The sequence below is a fragment of the Paenibacillus sp. J5 genome, from assembly GCF_054955055.1.
In genome coordinates, this window is sequence record NZ_JBUEDD010000005.1 from 163,859 (window position 1) to 180,439 (window position 16,581).

At 56.5% G+C, this 16,581-nt stretch carries 14 protein-coding genes; 1 reads left to right on the plus strand and 13 read right to left on the minus strand.

Going from position 1 to position 16,581, the window contains the following annotated elements:
* Nucleotides 1-320: 320 nt before the first annotated feature.
* The 7 genes from holA to ACY1JZ_RS10885 all read right to left on the minus strand — a co-directional run bounded on the left by holA (nt 321) and on the right by ACY1JZ_RS10885 (nt 9,572).
* Nucleotides 321-1,337, minus strand: a complete 1,017-nt coding sequence (holA, locus tag ACY1JZ_RS10855) for a DNA polymerase III subunit delta (protein ID WP_462629152.1) — start codon at nt 1,335-1,337, stop codon at nt 321-323.
* A gap of 276 nt (nt 1,338-1,613) precedes the next feature.
* A complete protein-coding gene (locus tag ACY1JZ_RS10860; RefSeq protein WP_462629153.1) occupies nt 1,614-2,843 on the minus strand; it encodes a zf-HC2 domain-containing protein in 1,230 nt (409 codons plus the stop codon).
* Nucleotides 2,840-3,388 carry an RNA polymerase sigma factor gene (locus tag ACY1JZ_RS10865; RefSeq protein ID WP_270172328.1) on the minus strand — a complete coding sequence of 183 codons (549 nt, stop codon included), beginning with the start codon at nt 3,386-3,388 and terminating at the stop codon, nt 2,840-2,842. The genes ACY1JZ_RS10860 and ACY1JZ_RS10865 overlap by 4 nt, the downstream gene beginning before the upstream one ends.
* Before the next feature lie 358 nt (nt 3,389-3,746).
* Nucleotides 3,747-6,548, minus strand: a complete 2,802-nt coding sequence (locus ACY1JZ_RS10870; protein ID WP_462629154.1) for a ComEC/Rec2 family competence protein — start codon at nt 6,546-6,548, stop codon at nt 3,747-3,749.
* Between the two features lie 365 nt (nt 6,549-6,913).
* Nucleotides 6,914-7,438, minus strand: coding sequence for a deoxycytidylate deaminase (locus ACY1JZ_RS10875; RefSeq protein WP_270172330.1), 525 nt, complete (start codon nt 7,436-7,438; stop codon nt 6,914-6,916).
* 59 nt (nt 7,439-7,497) lie between these two features.
* On the minus strand, nt 7,498-8,790 hold the full coding sequence (locus ACY1JZ_RS10880; RefSeq protein ID WP_462629155.1) for a homocysteine synthase: 1,293 nt from the start codon (nt 8,788-8,790) through the stop codon (nt 7,498-7,500).
* Between the two features lie 113 nt (nt 8,791-8,903).
* Nucleotides 8,904-9,572 (minus strand): ComEA family DNA-binding protein, encoded by a 669-nt coding sequence (locus ACY1JZ_RS10885; RefSeq protein WP_462629156.1) that lies wholly within the window; start codon nt 9,570-9,572, stop codon nt 8,904-8,906.
* A 171-nt stretch (nt 9,573-9,743) separates the two neighbouring features.
* Between ACY1JZ_RS10885 and comER the strand changes: the two genes are divergently transcribed.
* Nucleotides 9,744-10,586 carry a late competence protein ComER gene (gene comER, locus ACY1JZ_RS10890; RefSeq protein WP_270172333.1) on the plus strand — a complete coding sequence of 281 codons (843 nt, stop codon included), beginning with the start codon at nt 9,744-9,746 and terminating at the stop codon, nt 10,584-10,586.
* Between the two features lie 15 nt (nt 10,587-10,601).
* Here comER and leuS read toward each other — a convergent pair whose 3' ends face one another.
* The 6 genes from leuS to nadD form a co-directional block, all read right to left on the minus strand.
* On the minus strand, nt 10,602-13,037 hold the full coding sequence (gene leuS / locus ACY1JZ_RS10895) for a leucine--tRNA ligase (RefSeq protein WP_270172334.1): 2,436 nt from the start codon (nt 13,035-13,037) through the stop codon (nt 10,602-10,604).
* Between the two features lie 299 nt (nt 13,038-13,336).
* Nucleotides 13,337-14,122 (minus strand): class I SAM-dependent DNA methyltransferase, encoded by a 786-nt coding sequence (locus ACY1JZ_RS10900; RefSeq protein ID WP_462629157.1) that lies wholly within the window; start codon nt 14,120-14,122, stop codon nt 13,337-13,339.
* Between the two features lie 11 nt (nt 14,123-14,133).
* Nucleotides 14,134-15,051, minus strand: a complete 918-nt coding sequence (locus ACY1JZ_RS10905; protein WP_270172336.1) for a CvfB family protein — start codon at nt 15,049-15,051, stop codon at nt 14,134-14,136.
* Nucleotides 15,048-15,371, minus strand: coding sequence for a ribosome silencing factor (rsfS, locus tag ACY1JZ_RS10910; RefSeq protein WP_442954920.1), 324 nt, complete (start codon nt 15,369-15,371; stop codon nt 15,048-15,050). The genes ACY1JZ_RS10905 and rsfS overlap by 4 nt, the downstream gene beginning before the upstream one ends.
* Nucleotides 15,372-15,400: 29 nt before the next feature.
* Complete coding sequence (yqeK, locus tag ACY1JZ_RS10915; RefSeq protein ID WP_462629158.1) at nt 15,401-15,982, minus strand: bis(5'-nucleosyl)-tetraphosphatase (symmetrical) YqeK; 582 nt, start codon at nt 15,980-15,982, stop codon at nt 15,401-15,403.
* On the minus strand, nt 15,972-16,562 hold the full coding sequence (gene nadD, locus ACY1JZ_RS10920; RefSeq protein ID WP_270172339.1) for a nicotinate-nucleotide adenylyltransferase: 591 nt from the start codon (nt 16,560-16,562) through the stop codon (nt 15,972-15,974). Before nadD ends, yqeK begins: the two co-directional genes overlap by 11 nt.
* Nucleotides 16,563-16,581: the final 19 nt, after the last annotated feature.

Here is a 16,581-nt window from a genome sequence, read left to right on the forward strand (position 1 = left end):
ACCATAGTCCTCAAATAAATACAAGGAATCGGGCTTTAACAGCGATCGGAAGAACCCTCTGTCCCGTAGCGTCTCATCTCGGCCCAAGTCAAGCACTGATTTCTGGTTTGAGCCGTTTTTTTTCGGCAGCACATTTTATGCATTGTGATATTTCATTTTGTATGCGTTTGAAGAAGGCTCCAAGCAAAGTTCATGCGGAACTCCTTGCCCGGAGCCACCTGCATCGATACGAACGAATAGATGTATCATGCCATCAACTCCTGTCTGTAATTGATTTTGGCTACGCCGTGACTGCGTTCGGCCTCCTCTGTATGAAAGTATTAAGCGCCCATACGAAGCAAAAACAGCTCCACACCGAGCACCTTGTCGATCTGCCCTGTCTTCATCTGAAAGTCCAGTTCTGCCAGACGGGACAGCTCGCGCGCCAGAGCAGACGGCTCATGTCGCCGCGCCTTCTCCATAGACAGCTTGACCACATACGGATGCAAGCCCAGATGTCCGGCAATCTGCTGAGGCGTATAGCGATGTCCCTCCAATTCCTTAATCTGCAGCATAATACGGAGCTGCCTTGCCATAAGCGCCACGATCTTGATCGGCTCCTCCTTGCGCAGCAGCAGCTCCCGGTACAACTGCAGCGCACGGCCTGTCTGGAGCGCAGCCATCGCATCAACCAGGGCAAAAACATCCTCCTCAAGTGAAGGGATTGTTAACAGTTCCACTTCGCGGCGACTGATCGCTCCCCCCTCGCCTACATACAGACATAGCTTGTCCACCTCTTGCGAGAGCTGCTGCAATCGGTTGCCGCAGCGCATCGTGATCAGTTCGGCGGCAGACTCCTCCAGTTCGCGTCCTTGCTGTTGGGCCCGCTTGATCATCCAGCGAAGCAGATCATTGCCCTCAAGCTCTTGAAATTGCAGCAGCACATCCAGCTCCTTCAGCCGCTTCACCAGCTTGCGCCGCTCATCCAGCTTCTCCGCTTGAACGAGAAAGACGATGGTGCTCGTCTCGCAAGGCTCAGCCAGATAGCTCAGCAGACGATCCGTCTGATGGTTCAGCTTGCCGTCCTTGCCAGCGGCCAGCACTGTCTGGTCCCGAACAATAATGAGCTTATGTGGATGGAAGAAGGACGGCGACTCTGCTTCCAATACCGCTTCATCCAGCAAGGTTTCCGATGTGTCAAATTTGACAATGCCCATATCTTGCCCCTCCTTGCCGAGCAGCTCTTCGGCCAGGAAGGAGACAAACTCCTGTATCCGGTACCCATCCTTGCCGTATAGCACATATATCGGCCTCACCTGGCCGCTGCGTATCTCCTTCGTTGCGCTCCGCAAATCCATACTGACTCCTTTTCTGCCCGAGTACCGCAACAAAGGGATGCTGCCGTGAACGGCCTCATCCCTCTGTCCCTGAATATCTATATAAACATTCAGCAGGGGGTCCATGGCTCCCCCTGGCAGAATGGTCATACGATGAATCAGGCCACAACAACTATTCGCTTCCTGATGCTATACAATACGCTCAGGAGTTAAGATGTGTGCAAATCAGGCTTGCCCAAATTTGTGTGTTCCCGTCCAACTGGCTTCCGATCGTCCTCGTTCACTTTCAGGGGAACTCTATGGCTCCTGCTTGATTTCCGTTCCATCATTCACATGAATGACGTAATGCTGCACTGTCCCATCACTGGAGCTAACCTCATAGCTTACTGTCTGATTATCCTCCGCCCAGTACAGGTTCGAGATGTCGCCTTGCTTCTCGCCCCCGCGGAACAGAAGCTCAGATGTTGACGCATTATAGATTTCCACAGATTTCCCGTTCACTGTGGCATGGTAGGCTCCGTTAGGAGACGCTGCTCCCGCAGAGTCCGAGCTGCTGGTAGGGGTAGCCAGGAGACTGGCGCCCACCTCTGGCTCAAAGGACATATCCGGGGCTTTAGGCGCTCTTTCCGCCTCCGGCGCGTCATAGGTTGGGGGCATGTCGCGCGCCCCGCCCCCCGGCGACTCATCAGATGCCGCATGGTTCGATAGGTCCGCAGACCGCTTCTCCTCGGTTGCCCCCGGATAGTCTCCCGCAATACGCTGGTCTGCTGAGCTATACTCCTTGGGCGTTGCATCTGGCGCAGGAGGAGAGGAAGGCGTGACCAGCTTCTGACTCTTATGGGTATCTTCAACTGCGCCGCCTGCTTGATCCTGGTGCGCAATGATGTTCAGCTGTTCCCGATCTGCGGATGGGGATGATTCAGCGGCCTCATCCTTAGCCTTCCCTGTGGTGGATTCGTCTGGCGACGAACCGTCAAGCCCGTCCTCCTCGGAAGGCGAATTGCTAGCATCACTTGCGCTCAGCTTCGTAACATTCGAGCCCTCCCCCGCGGAAGCAGGGGCATTCGCTGCGCTGTGCTGCATGGCAAGAGGAGCGGAGCTCTCCATCGCTGTCGGCAATGTAGAGGGCGAATAGCTCAAAATAAAGACACCAGCGACAATTCCTGCCGCCGCTATGCCGCCCAGCAGACGATACCGCGATAGCCAGCCTTTGCCGTTACGGCTAGGCGCACTTCGACGAGGCTGCTGCTCGGGAGGCAATACGCTTGCCTCGGCCGTCTGCTCCTCCTCCTGCTTCCGCTCCAGTTCAATCTGCTCCAGACGCGGCATAATCGCATCGACCAGGCTATAGCTGGGCGTTACCTTAGGCAGATTCTCCAATTCAGAGGACAAGCGGCTCAACCGTTCCAGCATCTCGGCGCAGTCCGGGCAATTCCTTGTATGGTTCATTAGAAGCTCGGTTTCCCGTTCGTCCAAATCCCCGTCCAGTTGTCTATTCATTAGGTCTATCACCTCTTGGCAAGTCATCCTCGGACACCACCTTTCTGGTAATCATGTAGTAACGTTTGAAGCTGCTGTCTTGCCCGGAATAGATATGACTTCACTGTATTTAATGGTAAGTCAAGAGAGTCGGCAATTTCATTGTACGAGAAGTCCTGCAGATACCGCAGCACAACGACGGCGCGGTGATGCTCCGGCAGCTTGTCGATCGCCTCCCGTATATCCTTGGCGACATACGTGGAGAGCACCTCCTCCTCAACATTCTGCTTCTCCTGAAACACCATTTCATGCTCGTCGATCGATACCGTCGGCTTGCTGCGCCGGAATTTGTCGATACATATATTCGTTACGATTCGTTGTACCCATGTCTTGAACTGGGCCTTCTCCTCGTAGGAGCCAATTTTCGTATAGATGCGGATGAGCGCCTCCTGCGCAGCATCCATAGCATCCTGTTCATTATTCACAATGTAGTAGGCTGTACGATATACATGGGTTTCTATCTCGCGCAATAGGGTAATTAGAGCGTCGCGATCGCCCGATTGAGCGGCTCTTATGAGACCAGGCTCTACCACGAAGGATCCCCCTCTCTTGCAACCTTTCAGACGGAAAGGCTGAATTGAATGTTGCAGCTAAACCTGCAAATCTTTAAAAAATCTTTAGAAATTAAGACGCCCTTGACAATAAAAACTGAATGCAAGCGCTTGACTCCATATAAGCTCCATATAAGTATATGAAATGATACCCCGATTACGGCATCTTCTTCACTCTCATCTCCATCATCCAACCTTAAGAATAGCAGAAAACAGCGCAAGCGTATACCCTGTTCTCACTACCACTAACATGTTGCTTGCGCTGTAAAACTAGATAAGCTGCCATAAGCAGAGAGCAGCAATATGCTGCGCCCTCCATACAGCCTGCTCTCACCACAGCCTATGGAAATCGTGTGCGCCAGGCTAGACCCTGGGCTGTGATGCGCAGTTGAATCTCCCCATGGCTGTCTGTCCGCAGCATGATGATGTCCTGCTCGTCCAGACGCCCCGTAACCAATGGATGCGGATGCCCATACGGATTGCTGCGACCAGCGGAGATGAGCGCCACGGCTGGCTGCCAGTAACGCAGCCACAGCTCTGTCGTGGAGGTGCGGCTGCCGTGATGCGCCACCTTCAGCACATCGATCGGCCCGAGCGCTCGGTTCTGTGCTTGCAGCCGCTCCACCATTCGCCGCTCGCTCCCTGCCTCCATATCGCCTGTCAGCAGCAGCGTAGTGGAATACAGCTTGAGCAGAAGAACAACGCTTTGCTCATTTTGTTCCTTCACCTCAACAACCGCTGGCGGCCCCTCATCATCCTCGGCGCAGACAACAGACGGCCACAGCACCTCGATCGACATATGCGTCTCCAGCTCCCAACGGTCGCCGCCGCACGGCGCATAGACCGGAATTCCCTTGTCCAGTGCCGTCTTCAGCAGCCTCCTCGCATCGGCTGCCCCCGGCTTCGTCGAGCCATTCCACAGCAGTCTCTTGACCGGGATCGTCTCCAGCACCGCCTGCAAGCCACCGATATGGTCGCTATCCAGATGGGTAACCACGACCATCTCCAGTTGCTGCACACCGCGCTGCTTGAGCAGCGGCACCACAAGCTTGCGTCCGACCTCGAACGGGTCGCGCCGCTCACGCCACAGCTCGCTTGCCTTGCGGAAGGAGACCGTTCCGCCCCCATCAATAAGCATATGCTTGCCTTGCGGACTGCGAATCAGCAGCGCCTCCCCCTGACCCACATCCAGCATCTGTACATATGCCGCATGATCCAGAATATGCGGGGCGTAGCCGTATACCAGCAAGCCCAGCAACAGCAGCATGACAGTGCCTTGCCGCCAGTTGCCCCGCAGCCGCCTGGCATGGAGCCAAGCTATAGCAACAGTGTGATGACCCGGCTCCTGGCGGTTGCTCTTTAGTCGTCTCAAGGGCAGCAGCGGACCTGTCAGAGCCGGAGCTGCTCCCGCATGTAGTGCGTCTCCCTTCAGCTTCAGCTTGGTCGGGGCTGTTCTGCTCGATGCGGGGTCTCCCTGCAGCTCAAGACTCGGCCCAGCCGCCAAATGCGACAACCAATCTCCAGAGTCCGAGCGTTCAGAGTCGCCGTCTTGAGGCTGACGTGAACGGGAGGCGGCTGACGGCAGCAGGCGTATGAGCAGCAGAACTGCGGCAAGCCACAGCGCGAGCCACCATAGCGGCGGCGATGGCCAGATGAGCTTCGTGAAGGCAATGCCGTCTAATTGGGTGATCGTACCAAAGGTCAGACGGTTCGTCAGCTTCACAAGCCAGGCGGCAGCCTCTCCTAGCGGCTGCCAGATGGAGAACAGCAGCAGCGACAGCGTACCCAGCGGCAGGCTGAGCGAACTGATTAACGGCACCAGCACCAGATTGGCCGGGAGCGATAGCAGATTGTAGCTGTTGAAATAATAGAGGGTTAACGGGAAAGCGACTAGCTCCGCCACCACAGATACAGCCAGCGTATCCAGCAGTGCCTTGCCCTTGCCCCAGTCCGGCAGCGCCCTGCGCAGCGGCGGAACCCCCAATATTAAGCCTGCTGTGACGAGAAAGGAAAATTGGAAGCTGACATTATCCAGCAGATACGGGTCTGCGGCCAACATGACGAGTGCGGCGACGGACAGCACATGCAGTCCGTCCTTGAGCGTCTGCCGTCTGGCGGCAAGCAGGCCGATCAGCGCCATAATACCAGCACGCACGACGGAAGGCGACGCACCGGATAACAGCACATAGATCGGCACAGCGGCAAGCAGCAGATCGATGCGGCTCTCACGAGTGAGGCGCATCAGCCGCAGCAATAGGGTGAGGCCATATAGGAACACCGCAATATGTAAGCCGGATACCGCTAATATGTGGCTCATCCCAAGACCTGAGAACTGCAGATACTGCTCGGGGTCCATATCGTCGCGCATACCGATCACAAGCCCCTTCATATAGCCTGCATCCCCGTCCGGGTATAGACGGTCCAGTTGTGACGCCAGCTTGCTTCTCGCCTGATCCACCCTGCCCAGCAGGCTTGCAACCGTCCAGGGGTCGCCTGCCTCATATCGGATGGCCCCGGCTCCCTCAATGCTTGCCAGCCAGTGAATGCGCTGCGACCGCAGATAACGTCGGTAATCAAAGGCACCGTAGTTGGCTGCCTCTGCCGGCAGCTTCAGCTCCGCCTCGGCCTCCATCGTCCCGCCGCGCTGCCATGTCAGCGCAAGCTGCTGCTCCTCCTGCTGCTGCAGCCGAACATGGATGAGCAGCCGTTCCCGCAGCTCGACCCGCTCTGGCTGAGCGCTCTCTGGATGCAGGACGGCCTGCCGTGCTTGTATTCGGAACGAGGCCCGGTCGCCATCGACTGCAACCGGAGAGATCAGCTCGCCTGACAGCCGTACTCGGATCGGCAGTGAATTCGGGAACTCGGCCTGACTGGCGGCTGCCAGCTCCGGCAGTCCAGTCGCATGGTGCAGGTCCACCGCCATGCGCTCAACTGCCGACAATCCATAAGCGGCAAGCAGCAGCACTGCCAGCACCTTGCCCAGCCTGCCTGCCACAACCAACGCCGAGAGCAGGACAATTAATCCGCCTCCGAGCAAGGCAGCGGAAGCCGCATTCCCTGCTGCGACGGCAGCATTGCCTGCAACCCAGCATACGGCAAGCCAGACGAGCGGCCTGCGCACGGTTACAGCCTGGTTTATCATTTTTACCTCCTGTCTCAAGCGTAAACGGCGATGTCTTCCCTTGGTAGACAAAGCCTCGTTTCGCGTAGATATAGAAGCCAGATATATGCTGCTCCTCTTATGAATCCTTATATATCAAGCGTAAACGGCGATGTCTTCCCTTGGTAGACAAAGCTTCGTTTCGCGTAGATATAGAAGCCAGATATATGCTGCTCCTCTTATTATCCTTATATATCAAGCGTAAACGGCGACGCCCTACCTTGGTAGGCAAAGCTTCGTTTCGCGTCTAACGTCTACTTTTTGCAATGACAAAAAAACACCCCGTAACACGTGTTGCCGTGTTACAGGGTGCTTCCCTGTTATAATTATTCAGTTTCTATCCAACACTAGGCTTGAATATCCATCACCGTCTGCGGGGGCGGCGCATAATGCTCCAGGCAACGGAACAGCAGTCCCTTTTGCTTCATCAGACGCCCAACCTTCTCGCTATCCTTCATATAAGCGCGATGATAGACGATTTCCTTAATCCCGCTGTTCGCAAGCATATTGGCACAGGTCCAGCAAGGCTGATCCGTTACATATACGGTCGAGCCTTCCCGATGAATTCTGTCGGTGAACAGCAGGAGATTCTGCTCCGCATGAATCGTGCGAATGCAACGCTGCTTCTTCACCATCTGCTCCTGCCCATCCTGCTGCTGCAGCTCGTATTCCTCCACGATCATGCAGCCTTCCTCCGAGCAGTCCGGGGCGCCTGATGGAGCGCCGTTATAAGCGGTGCCCAGCAGATTTCTTCCCTGTACAAGCACAGCGCCTACATGTCTGCGCGGGCAGCGGGACCTCGTAGAGGCCATATATGCGATGTCCATAAAATAAGTATCCCAATCTTTTCGCACAGCTTCATGGCTTGCCATCGTGCCTTTCTTCCTTTCCTTGCTAGAGACGCACAACCATAGGCTGCCGAGCTTTCCGATTAGCCCTGGCTAGCTGCAATCGCCTGCTCCAGATCATAGATAATATCATCAATGGACTCCGTGCCGATCGACAGACGGATCAGTCCAGGCGTCACCCCTGCAGATGTCTGCTCCTCCTCGCTGAGCTGCTGATGCGTCGTGCTGGCCGGATGGATGATCAGCGACTTGGAATCGCCTACGTTGGCCAAGTGAGACAACAGCTTCACCGAGTTAATGACTTTCTTGCCTGCCTCAAGTCCTCCTTCGATCTCGAAGGTCAGGATCGCGCCTTGACCCTTAGGCAGATATTTCTGCGCATTGGCGAACGAGGAATGGCTCGGCAGGCCAGCGTAGTTTACCCACTTCACCGCTGGATGCTGCTCCAGAAACTCTGCAACCTTGAGCGCATTGGAGCTGTGGCGCTCCATGCGCAGATGCAGCGTCTCCACACCTTGCAGCAGCAGGAAGGCATTAAATGGCGAGATCGCCGCTCCCATATCGCGCAGCAATTGCACACGAGCCTTGATGATGTAAGCGATCGCTCCCAGCGCCTCGGAGTATACCAGACCATGATAGCTCGGATCAGGCTCGGTCAGCCCAGGGAACTTGTCATTTTGCGTCCAGTCGAATTTGCCGCCATCGACGATGATGCCGCCAATCGAGGTGCCGTGTCCACCCAGAAACTTCGTTGCGGAATGAACGACAATATCAGCTCCGTGCTCAATTGGACGGCACAGGTATGGAGTTGGGAACGTGTTGTCAACGATGAGCGGAATGCCGTTCTCATGTGCGATAGCCGAGATCGCCTGCAGATCAGCGACATCCCCTCTAGGATTGCCGATGGACTCGACAAATACGGCCTTCGTCTTCGCCGTAATCGCTCCGCGGAAGTTCTCCGGATTCGAAGGATCGACGAATACAACCTTGATGCCTATCTTGGCCAATGTAGTAGAGAACAGATTATATGTACCGCCATAGATGCTTGTTGCGGACACAATCTCGTCTCCAGCCCCGGCGATGTTCAAGATCGAATACGTAATGGCTGCTTGCCCGGACGCAACTGCGAGTGCAGCTACTCCGCCTTCCAGTGCAGCAACACGCTGTTCCAGAACATCCGTAGTCGGGTTCATCAAACGGGTATATATATTGCCGAATTCCTTCAATCCGAACAGATTGGCCGCGTGATCGGTATCCCGGAAACCATACGAAGTCGTCTGATAAATGGGAACGGCTCTGGACATTGTCGTCGGGTCGATCTGTTGTCCCGCGTGGATAGCTAATGTCTCAAACGATTGCTTTCTTTCCTCTGTCATCGTACTGCTCTCCTCCTTAAAGCTAACGTTGAATTAGCGGCCTTGAGTGAATGCTTCCACCTGAGAGCAAATGAAAACTATTCCCCTTTAACCTTATGGCTATTCTCTCATATTCATGGTTGGACGACAATGCTGTTTTTTATCTTTTCGAGCATTTTGGGGCCAATCCCCTTGACACGAGTCAGCTCCTCGACCGTCTGAAATCGACCATTGCGACTTCTGTCCTCAACGATCGCCCGGGCTTTGGCTGGCCCGATCCCCGGCAGCGAATCCAGCTCCTCCACTCCGGCTAGGTTGATATTGAGCCGTCCCAGCGCATCCGTCATCGTCTCTGTTACACATGCAGATGCTGCAATACCTTCTCCCCGAGGCGAAGAGGTCTGACAACTCTCTTCATCCTCTTCCCGCTGGCTGCCTGACTCATCCGCCAACTGCGCTTGCGCAGCTCCCTTACCGTCTGCGCTGGCTGTCTCTGGCAGAGGCATGGAGGCTTCGGGCTGTGCTGCCTCCTGTTGGGCTTTATCTGGCAGCGTCTTGCTTTCGAGCGTGGCGGCACTGTGCGCCGCTAGCCCATGATCCTTCCCCGCTCCAGACTCCACGATCATCGCATCAGGCTCCTGACCGCCCAACGCCGCAGCAAGCTGCGCGTCAAGCCGCGTCCAGCCTGGCGGTTCATCTGCTTCTCCCATCCACCAGGCCGCCGCCAACAGCAGCGCACCCGCGCCCAGCAGCAGCAGGATTGCCCAGCGGACGGGAGCAGAGCTTGTCAGAACTTCTCTCATTATTCATTCTCCTTCCAGATTCTAATACTGGTGCATCGCTATCCGCACCGTCTTCATGCAGGGACGGAGCTTCCTCCAGCTCAGAGCAAAAAATTATCATGTTGTCCAAGCCACGTTACATATGGTATGTAAAGCAGCGTACATATGCGCCGTGTAAGGGAGGGTATCTAAATGAAAATCGGTTTTATCGGAACCGGGAGCATGGGCAGCCTGCTGGTGGATGCGTTCATTCAGTCAGGCGCGCTGCTGCCGGGCCAAATCAAGGCAGCCAACCGCTCCTTCACAAAGGCGGAATGCCTCGCAAAGAAGCATCCGGGATTGCAGGCAGTACCTGCCAATGTTGAAGCAGCACTCGGCAGCGATATGGTGTTCTTATGCATCAAGCCCCTTGAATATAAAACGGTGCTGGACGAAATAAAGGCCAGCTTGCAGCCGGAACAAATGATCATCTCGATCACAAGTCCAGTGCTTCTGGCCCAATTGGAGGAATATGTGCCTTCCAAGGTTGCGAAGGTCATTCCCAGTATAACCAACTACACGCTTAGCGGCGCTTCGTTGTGCATGTATGGCAGCAGGATGAACGAGCACGATCAATATGTGCTTGAGGAGCTGCTTGGATATATTAGCCGACCGCTGCGCATCACAGAGCGCTATACCCGTGTCGTCTCCGACCTGTCGAGCTGTGGCCCGGCATTCTTCGCATATCTGCTGGAGCAATTCATTGATGCCGCCGTGGAAGAGACGGGAATTGACAGGGATGAAGCGATCACCCTCGCCAGCAGCATGCTGCTTGGTACGGGCAAGCTACTGACCGAGGGCGGCTTCACACCATCCGAGCTGCAGGCTCGCGTATCCGTTCCCGGTGGCATCACCGCCCAGGCGCTCCACCTGCTGGACAACGAGTTGGATGGTGTGTTTAACCGACTCATCAGAACGACGCATGCCAAGTATGATGAGGATGTAGGGAAAGTAGCCGCTGCGTTCTACGAGCAGCGCATCCAGGGCCCCGGCTGAGGAGCCTTCTGCGTCCTAGGAGACGACGATGTTGACCAGCTTGCCTTTGACCGCAATGACCTTGCGAACGGTTTTGCCGGAGATGGCCTCCTGTACTTTATCCAGCTCTCTGGCCTTCTCCTCCATCCCCTGCTGATCCAGATCAGCAGGCACAGACAAGCGTTGAACAATTTTGCCGTTGACCTGTACCACGATCTCAACCTCCTGATCCACTGTCCAGGCTGCATCATACTTCGGCCAGGACACATAGGAGATCGAGCCGTCATGTCCAAGCCTGCTCCACAGCTCCTCCGTAATATGCGGAGCGATCGGCGACAGCATCTGTACCAGATGCTCCATCGCCGTCCGCGGCAGCTCCTCGCTCTTGTACGCTTCATTGACGAAGATCATCAGTTGGCTGATCGCCGTATTGAAGCGGAGGTTGTCCAGATCCTCGGTAACCTTCTTAATCGTGCGATGCCAGACGCGCTTGAACGCATCGCTACCCTCGCCATCGGTAATTTTCGGATTGAGGCTTCCGTCTTCGCCTACATACAAGCGCCATACACGGCTCAGGAAGCGGTATGCGCCCTCAACCCCGTTCGTATTCCACGGCTTCGTTGCCTCGAGCGGCCCCATGAACATTTCGTACATCCGCAATGTATCGGCGCCATACTCATTGACGATGTCATCCGGGTTGATGACATTGCCGCGCGATTTGCTCATTTTCTCATTGTTCGTGCCCAAGATCATGCCTTGGTTAACCAGCTTGTGGAACGGCTCTTTAGTTGAGACCACGCCCAGATCATACAGCACCTTGTGCCAGAAGCGGGCATACAGCAGGTGGAGCACCGCATGCTCCGCACCGCCGATGTACAGATCGACAGGCAGCCATTGCTCCTGCTTCTCCTTGGAGCAGATCTCCTGATCGTTATGCGGATCAATGAACCGCAAGTAGTACCAGCAGCTTCCTGCCCACTGCGGCATTGTATTCGTCTCGCGACGCGCCTTCATGCCGGTCTCGGGATCGATCGTCTCCACCCAGTCGGTCACGACAGCCAGCGGCGATTCGCCAGTGCCAGACGGGGTAATATGATCGACATCCGGCAGCACCAGTGGCAGCTCGGACTCCGGCACCGTCTTCATCGTGCCATCCTCCAGATGCAGCACCGGGATCGGCTCGCCCCAATAACGCTGGCGGCTGAACAGCCAGTCGCGCAGACGGTAGGTCACCTTGCCACAGCCCTTGCCCTCTTGCTCCAGCCAGGCGATCATAGCCGCAATCGCTTCCTCGTTGTTCTTCCCGTCGAGATGGCCGGAATTCACATGCGGACCGTCTCCCGCGTAGGCCTCCTGGGTCACATCGCCGCCCTGCACCACCTCAATAATCGGCAGGTCGAACTGCTTGGCGAATTCCCAGTCGCGCTGGTCATGACCCGGAACGGCCATGATGGCCCCGGTGCCGTAGCCTGCGAGCACATAATCAGCAATCCAGATCGGCACCTTGGCGCCATTGACCGGATTGACCGCATACGCCCCCGTGAACACGCCGGTCTTCTCCTTGGCCAGGTCGGTACGCTCCAGATCGCTCTTGCGCGCAGCATTCTCCTGATACGCTTCGACCGCTGAACGCTGGGCATCAGTTGTAATGCGGGCGACGAGCTCATGCTCAGGCGCGAGCACACAATAGGTGGAGCCGAACAGCGTATCCGGGCGGGTCGTGAAGACGACCAGCGAAGCATCATGACCATCGATCGCAAAGGTCACCTCCGCGCCCTTGGATTTGCCAATCCAGTTGCGCTGCATATCCTTGATGCTCTCGCTCCAGTCCAGCTCCTCCAGATCCTCGAGCAGCCTCTCGGCATAAGCCGTAATCTTCAGCATCCACTGGCGCATCGGACGGCGGATGACCGGATGGCCTCCGCGCTCGCTCAGACCGTCAATGACTTCCTCATTGGCCAGCACCGTACCGAGCGCCGGACACCAGTTGACCGGAACCTCCGCTACATAAGCCAGCCCTTTCTTGTATAGCTGAATAAAAATCCATTGCGTCCATTTATAGTAGTTCGGATCGGTTGTGCTGAATTCACGCTCCCAGTCATACGAGAAGCCCAGCGACTTGATCTGACGGCGGAAATTATCAATATTCTTAAATGTAATATCGCGCGGATGCTGCCCGGTGTCGAGCGCATGCTGTTCCGCAGGCAGGCCGAATGCGTCCCAGCCCATCGGATGGAGCACGTTATAGCCCTGCATTCTTTTGTAACGGGATACAATATCTGTCGCCGTGTAGCCTTCAGGATGGCCGACATGCAGCCCTGCCCCTGAAGGATAAGGGAACATGTCCAGCGCATAGAACTTGGGCTTGTCCGCATCCTCTGTCGTTTTGAACGTTTGATGCTCATCCCAGTACTGCTGCCATTTCGGTTCAATCACAAGGGGCTGATAGCCCTGCTGACGTTCTTCACTCATCACGAATTGCCTCCTTAGATTCAAACAGCGATGGCTTCAGGCCATCCTTTCAAAAAAACCTCCCATCCTTAGCTCTTCGGCTAGGGACGGGAGGCTGATTCCGTCATACTGCCCTCGTTCATGGGCATGCCTTGCCCGGTGCTCGCCCTGCTGCTGGACGCATCACGGCGGCTAATGCACAGTCAGCAGCCACCGCTCGCACGCAACGCTGCGACTGCGCCTGACTACCGGAATAGGCTTGGCCATGAGCTACTGGCGGATTTACACTATCTGTATTGTAAAAATTGATGAGGGACATGTCAAGCCTGTGGCGCCTTCACAGCCACGAAGAATAGCCGCTCGCTCTCCTCCCCTGGCGCCTGCAGCGCAAAGTCAGCGAATAGCTCCACCTTGGAGAAGCCTGCGCGCAGCAACGCGCCGCTCAGCCAGGCCGGATCATAGGCGCGCTGGGTATGCGTCTCCTCGATCCGCTGGAATAACGCATCCTGTCCGCTTCCTTCGCGGGCGAAGATGGAGAGACGGTGCTCAATCTCGCAACGCTGCTCATCCAGCTCACATGTCCATATGTAGGCGACGTCGCGATCATCCAGCACGAAGGGCTGCTCCTGCGCATAACGCTCAAGCTGCGATGGCGGATGCACGTCGAACAGAAACACCCCGCCGTCCTTGAGCGCGCGGCACGTCGCTGCGAGCATCTCCTCCACATCCTCCTCCTCCGTCAGGTAGTTGATGCAGTCGCAGAAGGAAATCACGCTGTCTACCTGCTGAGACAGCTCCCACTCCCTCATATCCTGCTGCAGCAGCATGAGCGATCCAGGCTGTGAGCGCAGTTGGCTTGAGCTTGCATCCTCCCATTTGCTCCGGGCAATGGACAGCATATCCGCCGACAGGTCAATTCCGTAAACCTCAAAGCCCGAGCGAGCGAGCGGGATGGCGATCGCTCCTGTCCCGCAGCCGATGTCCGCCACGGATGTCGGCATCCCGTACCGCTCCCAGCATTGGCGGGCAAAGGCCAGCCATTGCGGGTACGGCATATCCTCCATCAAGCGGTCATAGACCGAGGCGAATTGCCGGTATGCTCTCATATGCTCTCCTCCTATGGCTTGTCCGTTTCCCCGCCTGACGCAGCCTGTCCATCCTGCTGAAGATATGTCCAGCTACCTTCCTGTCGAATCTGCCCCTCGCGCATCAGCTTGCCGAGCGCCCGCTTGAAGGCAGACTTGCTAATACCGAACTTCTGCTTGATGACATCGGCAGGTGTCTCGTCCGAATATGGCATGGCGCCATTGGGGCGCTCCTTCAAGAAAGCGAGAATCACATCCGCATCCTGCACCCGGCCAATCTCCTTGCGCGGCGCCATCGACAGATTGACGCGCCCATCCTCGCGGATATGAGTAATGCGCGCCTTCACCCGCTGGCCGACGCGCAGCGTGCCGCTGCGCTCCGCAGCAGGGATGAGACCATAGACGCCAAAGCCGACGACCCCGCCGTCAACCAGCACAAATGAGCCCATCTGCAGCGTCTTCGTTACCCAGCCTTCCACCCAATTGTTGCTCCATGATTGTGGAGCCGGGAACACAAGCGGCGCCAGCTCCGCCTCGGTAGCCGCCTTGGCGATCAGCCGTCCGCTCTTGTCATGCCCCAGCGTGACGAATATCTCGTCGCCACGCTGCGGGCGATATTCGCGCTTCTCGGGCAGCTCCGCCAGCGGCAGCAGGAGCTGACGCCCAAGGCCGATCTCCAGGAAGCAGCCGAGGCGCGGATGAATGTCCGCTACTTGCAGCCTGGCCAGCTCGCCCAATTGGATGAGCGGCTTGCGCATCGTGGCTGCCGGTCGATCCTGGGTATCGAAGAACAGGAATACATCAATCTGGTCGCCAGGCTGCGGGCGGTCGCCCACAATCTCGCTGTAGTGCAGCAGCACATCCTGCTCCCCATCCGTCAGAAAATAACCGTTGGGCGGCACCTCGCGCTCCACCGTCAGCTTCATCGTCGTTCCGGCTACAAGACTCATGCGAATTCCACAACCTTAGCGTCAGACCAGAGACGCTCCAGATTGTAATAGTCCCGCTCATCGCGGTGGAATACATGCACGACCACATCGCCCAGGTCCATCAGCACCCAGCGAGCAGAATCGATCCCTTCAACGCCGCGCAGCCGCCCGCCCTTCTCCTCAACCCGCTTGCGAATCTCGGTGGCAATCGCCTGTACCTGTGTATCCGAGTTGCCGTGGCAGATGACGAAATAATCCGCCACCAGCGATATTCCCATCAGGTTCAGTGCCACAATCCGTCCAGCTTTTTTGTCCTCAGCCGCTTCAGCGGCAATCTGCATTAGTTGCTCCGAGCTTATTGTCAACAGCGTTAGCCTCCCTGTAGTTGTTGTTTGTGTTCAGCCAGCAGCGCATTGCGCGCCAGCACAGTTAACGGATAGATCGTCTTGCGCTGCTCCAACAGAAAACGCAAGGTCGTGTCGAAGCCCGCAACCAGCGCGCCACTCAGGTCGCGCTCCGCCAATAAGCGAATCTCCTCAACCCCTGGAAAACGTCTGCCCGGCTCGATCAGATCAGCCAGCCAGACTACCTTCTCCAGCAGCGTCATGCCTACTCGTCCAGACGTATGATAACGGATCGCATCCAAAATCTCCTGGCTCTCGATCCCATAGTCGCGATAGGCCACGTATGCTCCGGCATGAGCATGCCACAATTCCTTATCGAATTGCAGCACTTCGGTGTGCAGCCCTTCCTCACGAATCGCCTCTTCCATGGCGCCGACGCTCCAATATTTAGCGACATCATGCAATATCGCTGCCTGCTCGGCCGCCACAGGATCGGCTCCGTACTGCTGTGCGAGCTGAATGGACGTCTCCATCACACCAAGCGTATGCTTCCAGCGCTTCTCCGGCATCTGCGGACGAACAGCTTCCATTAGCTTCTCACGATTCATACAGATGATTCCTTTGAATGAATTGAAATACTTTGTCCGGTGTCAAAAAACGAATCGATCGCCCTTCTATCCGGCGCTGGCGAATATCCGTCGAGGATATATCCAGCAGCGGCATCTCGCAGCGCTTCAGCTTGCTACGTACAGCCTCCGGCACCTGCTCCAGCCGCATCGGCGTACCGGGACGCTCCACAGCGATGAAGGAGACGCTCTGCGCCAGCTCCTCGATCCGATGCCACTGAGCCAGATCATTCACCCGGTCAGCGCCAATAATGAACGAGAATTCCCGTCCCGGATACAACCGCTGCAGCTCCGTCACCGTGTCAAACGTATACGAGGTGCAATCTCGTCCCAGCTCCAGATCAAGCGCGCGGAAATGCGGTTGAAAATCGATCGCCCGATACACCATCTCCAGCCGCTGCTCGCCAGAGGCAAGCGGCGCATTGGGCTTGAGCGGTGGATGACCAGCCGGGATGAACCACACTTCATCAAGGCCGCACGCCTCTCTGGCCGATTCCGCAGCCAGCAGATGGCCATAATGAATCGGATCGAATGTGCCGCCCATCAAGCCTACCTGTATCATGGTGTACCCCTCCCCATTT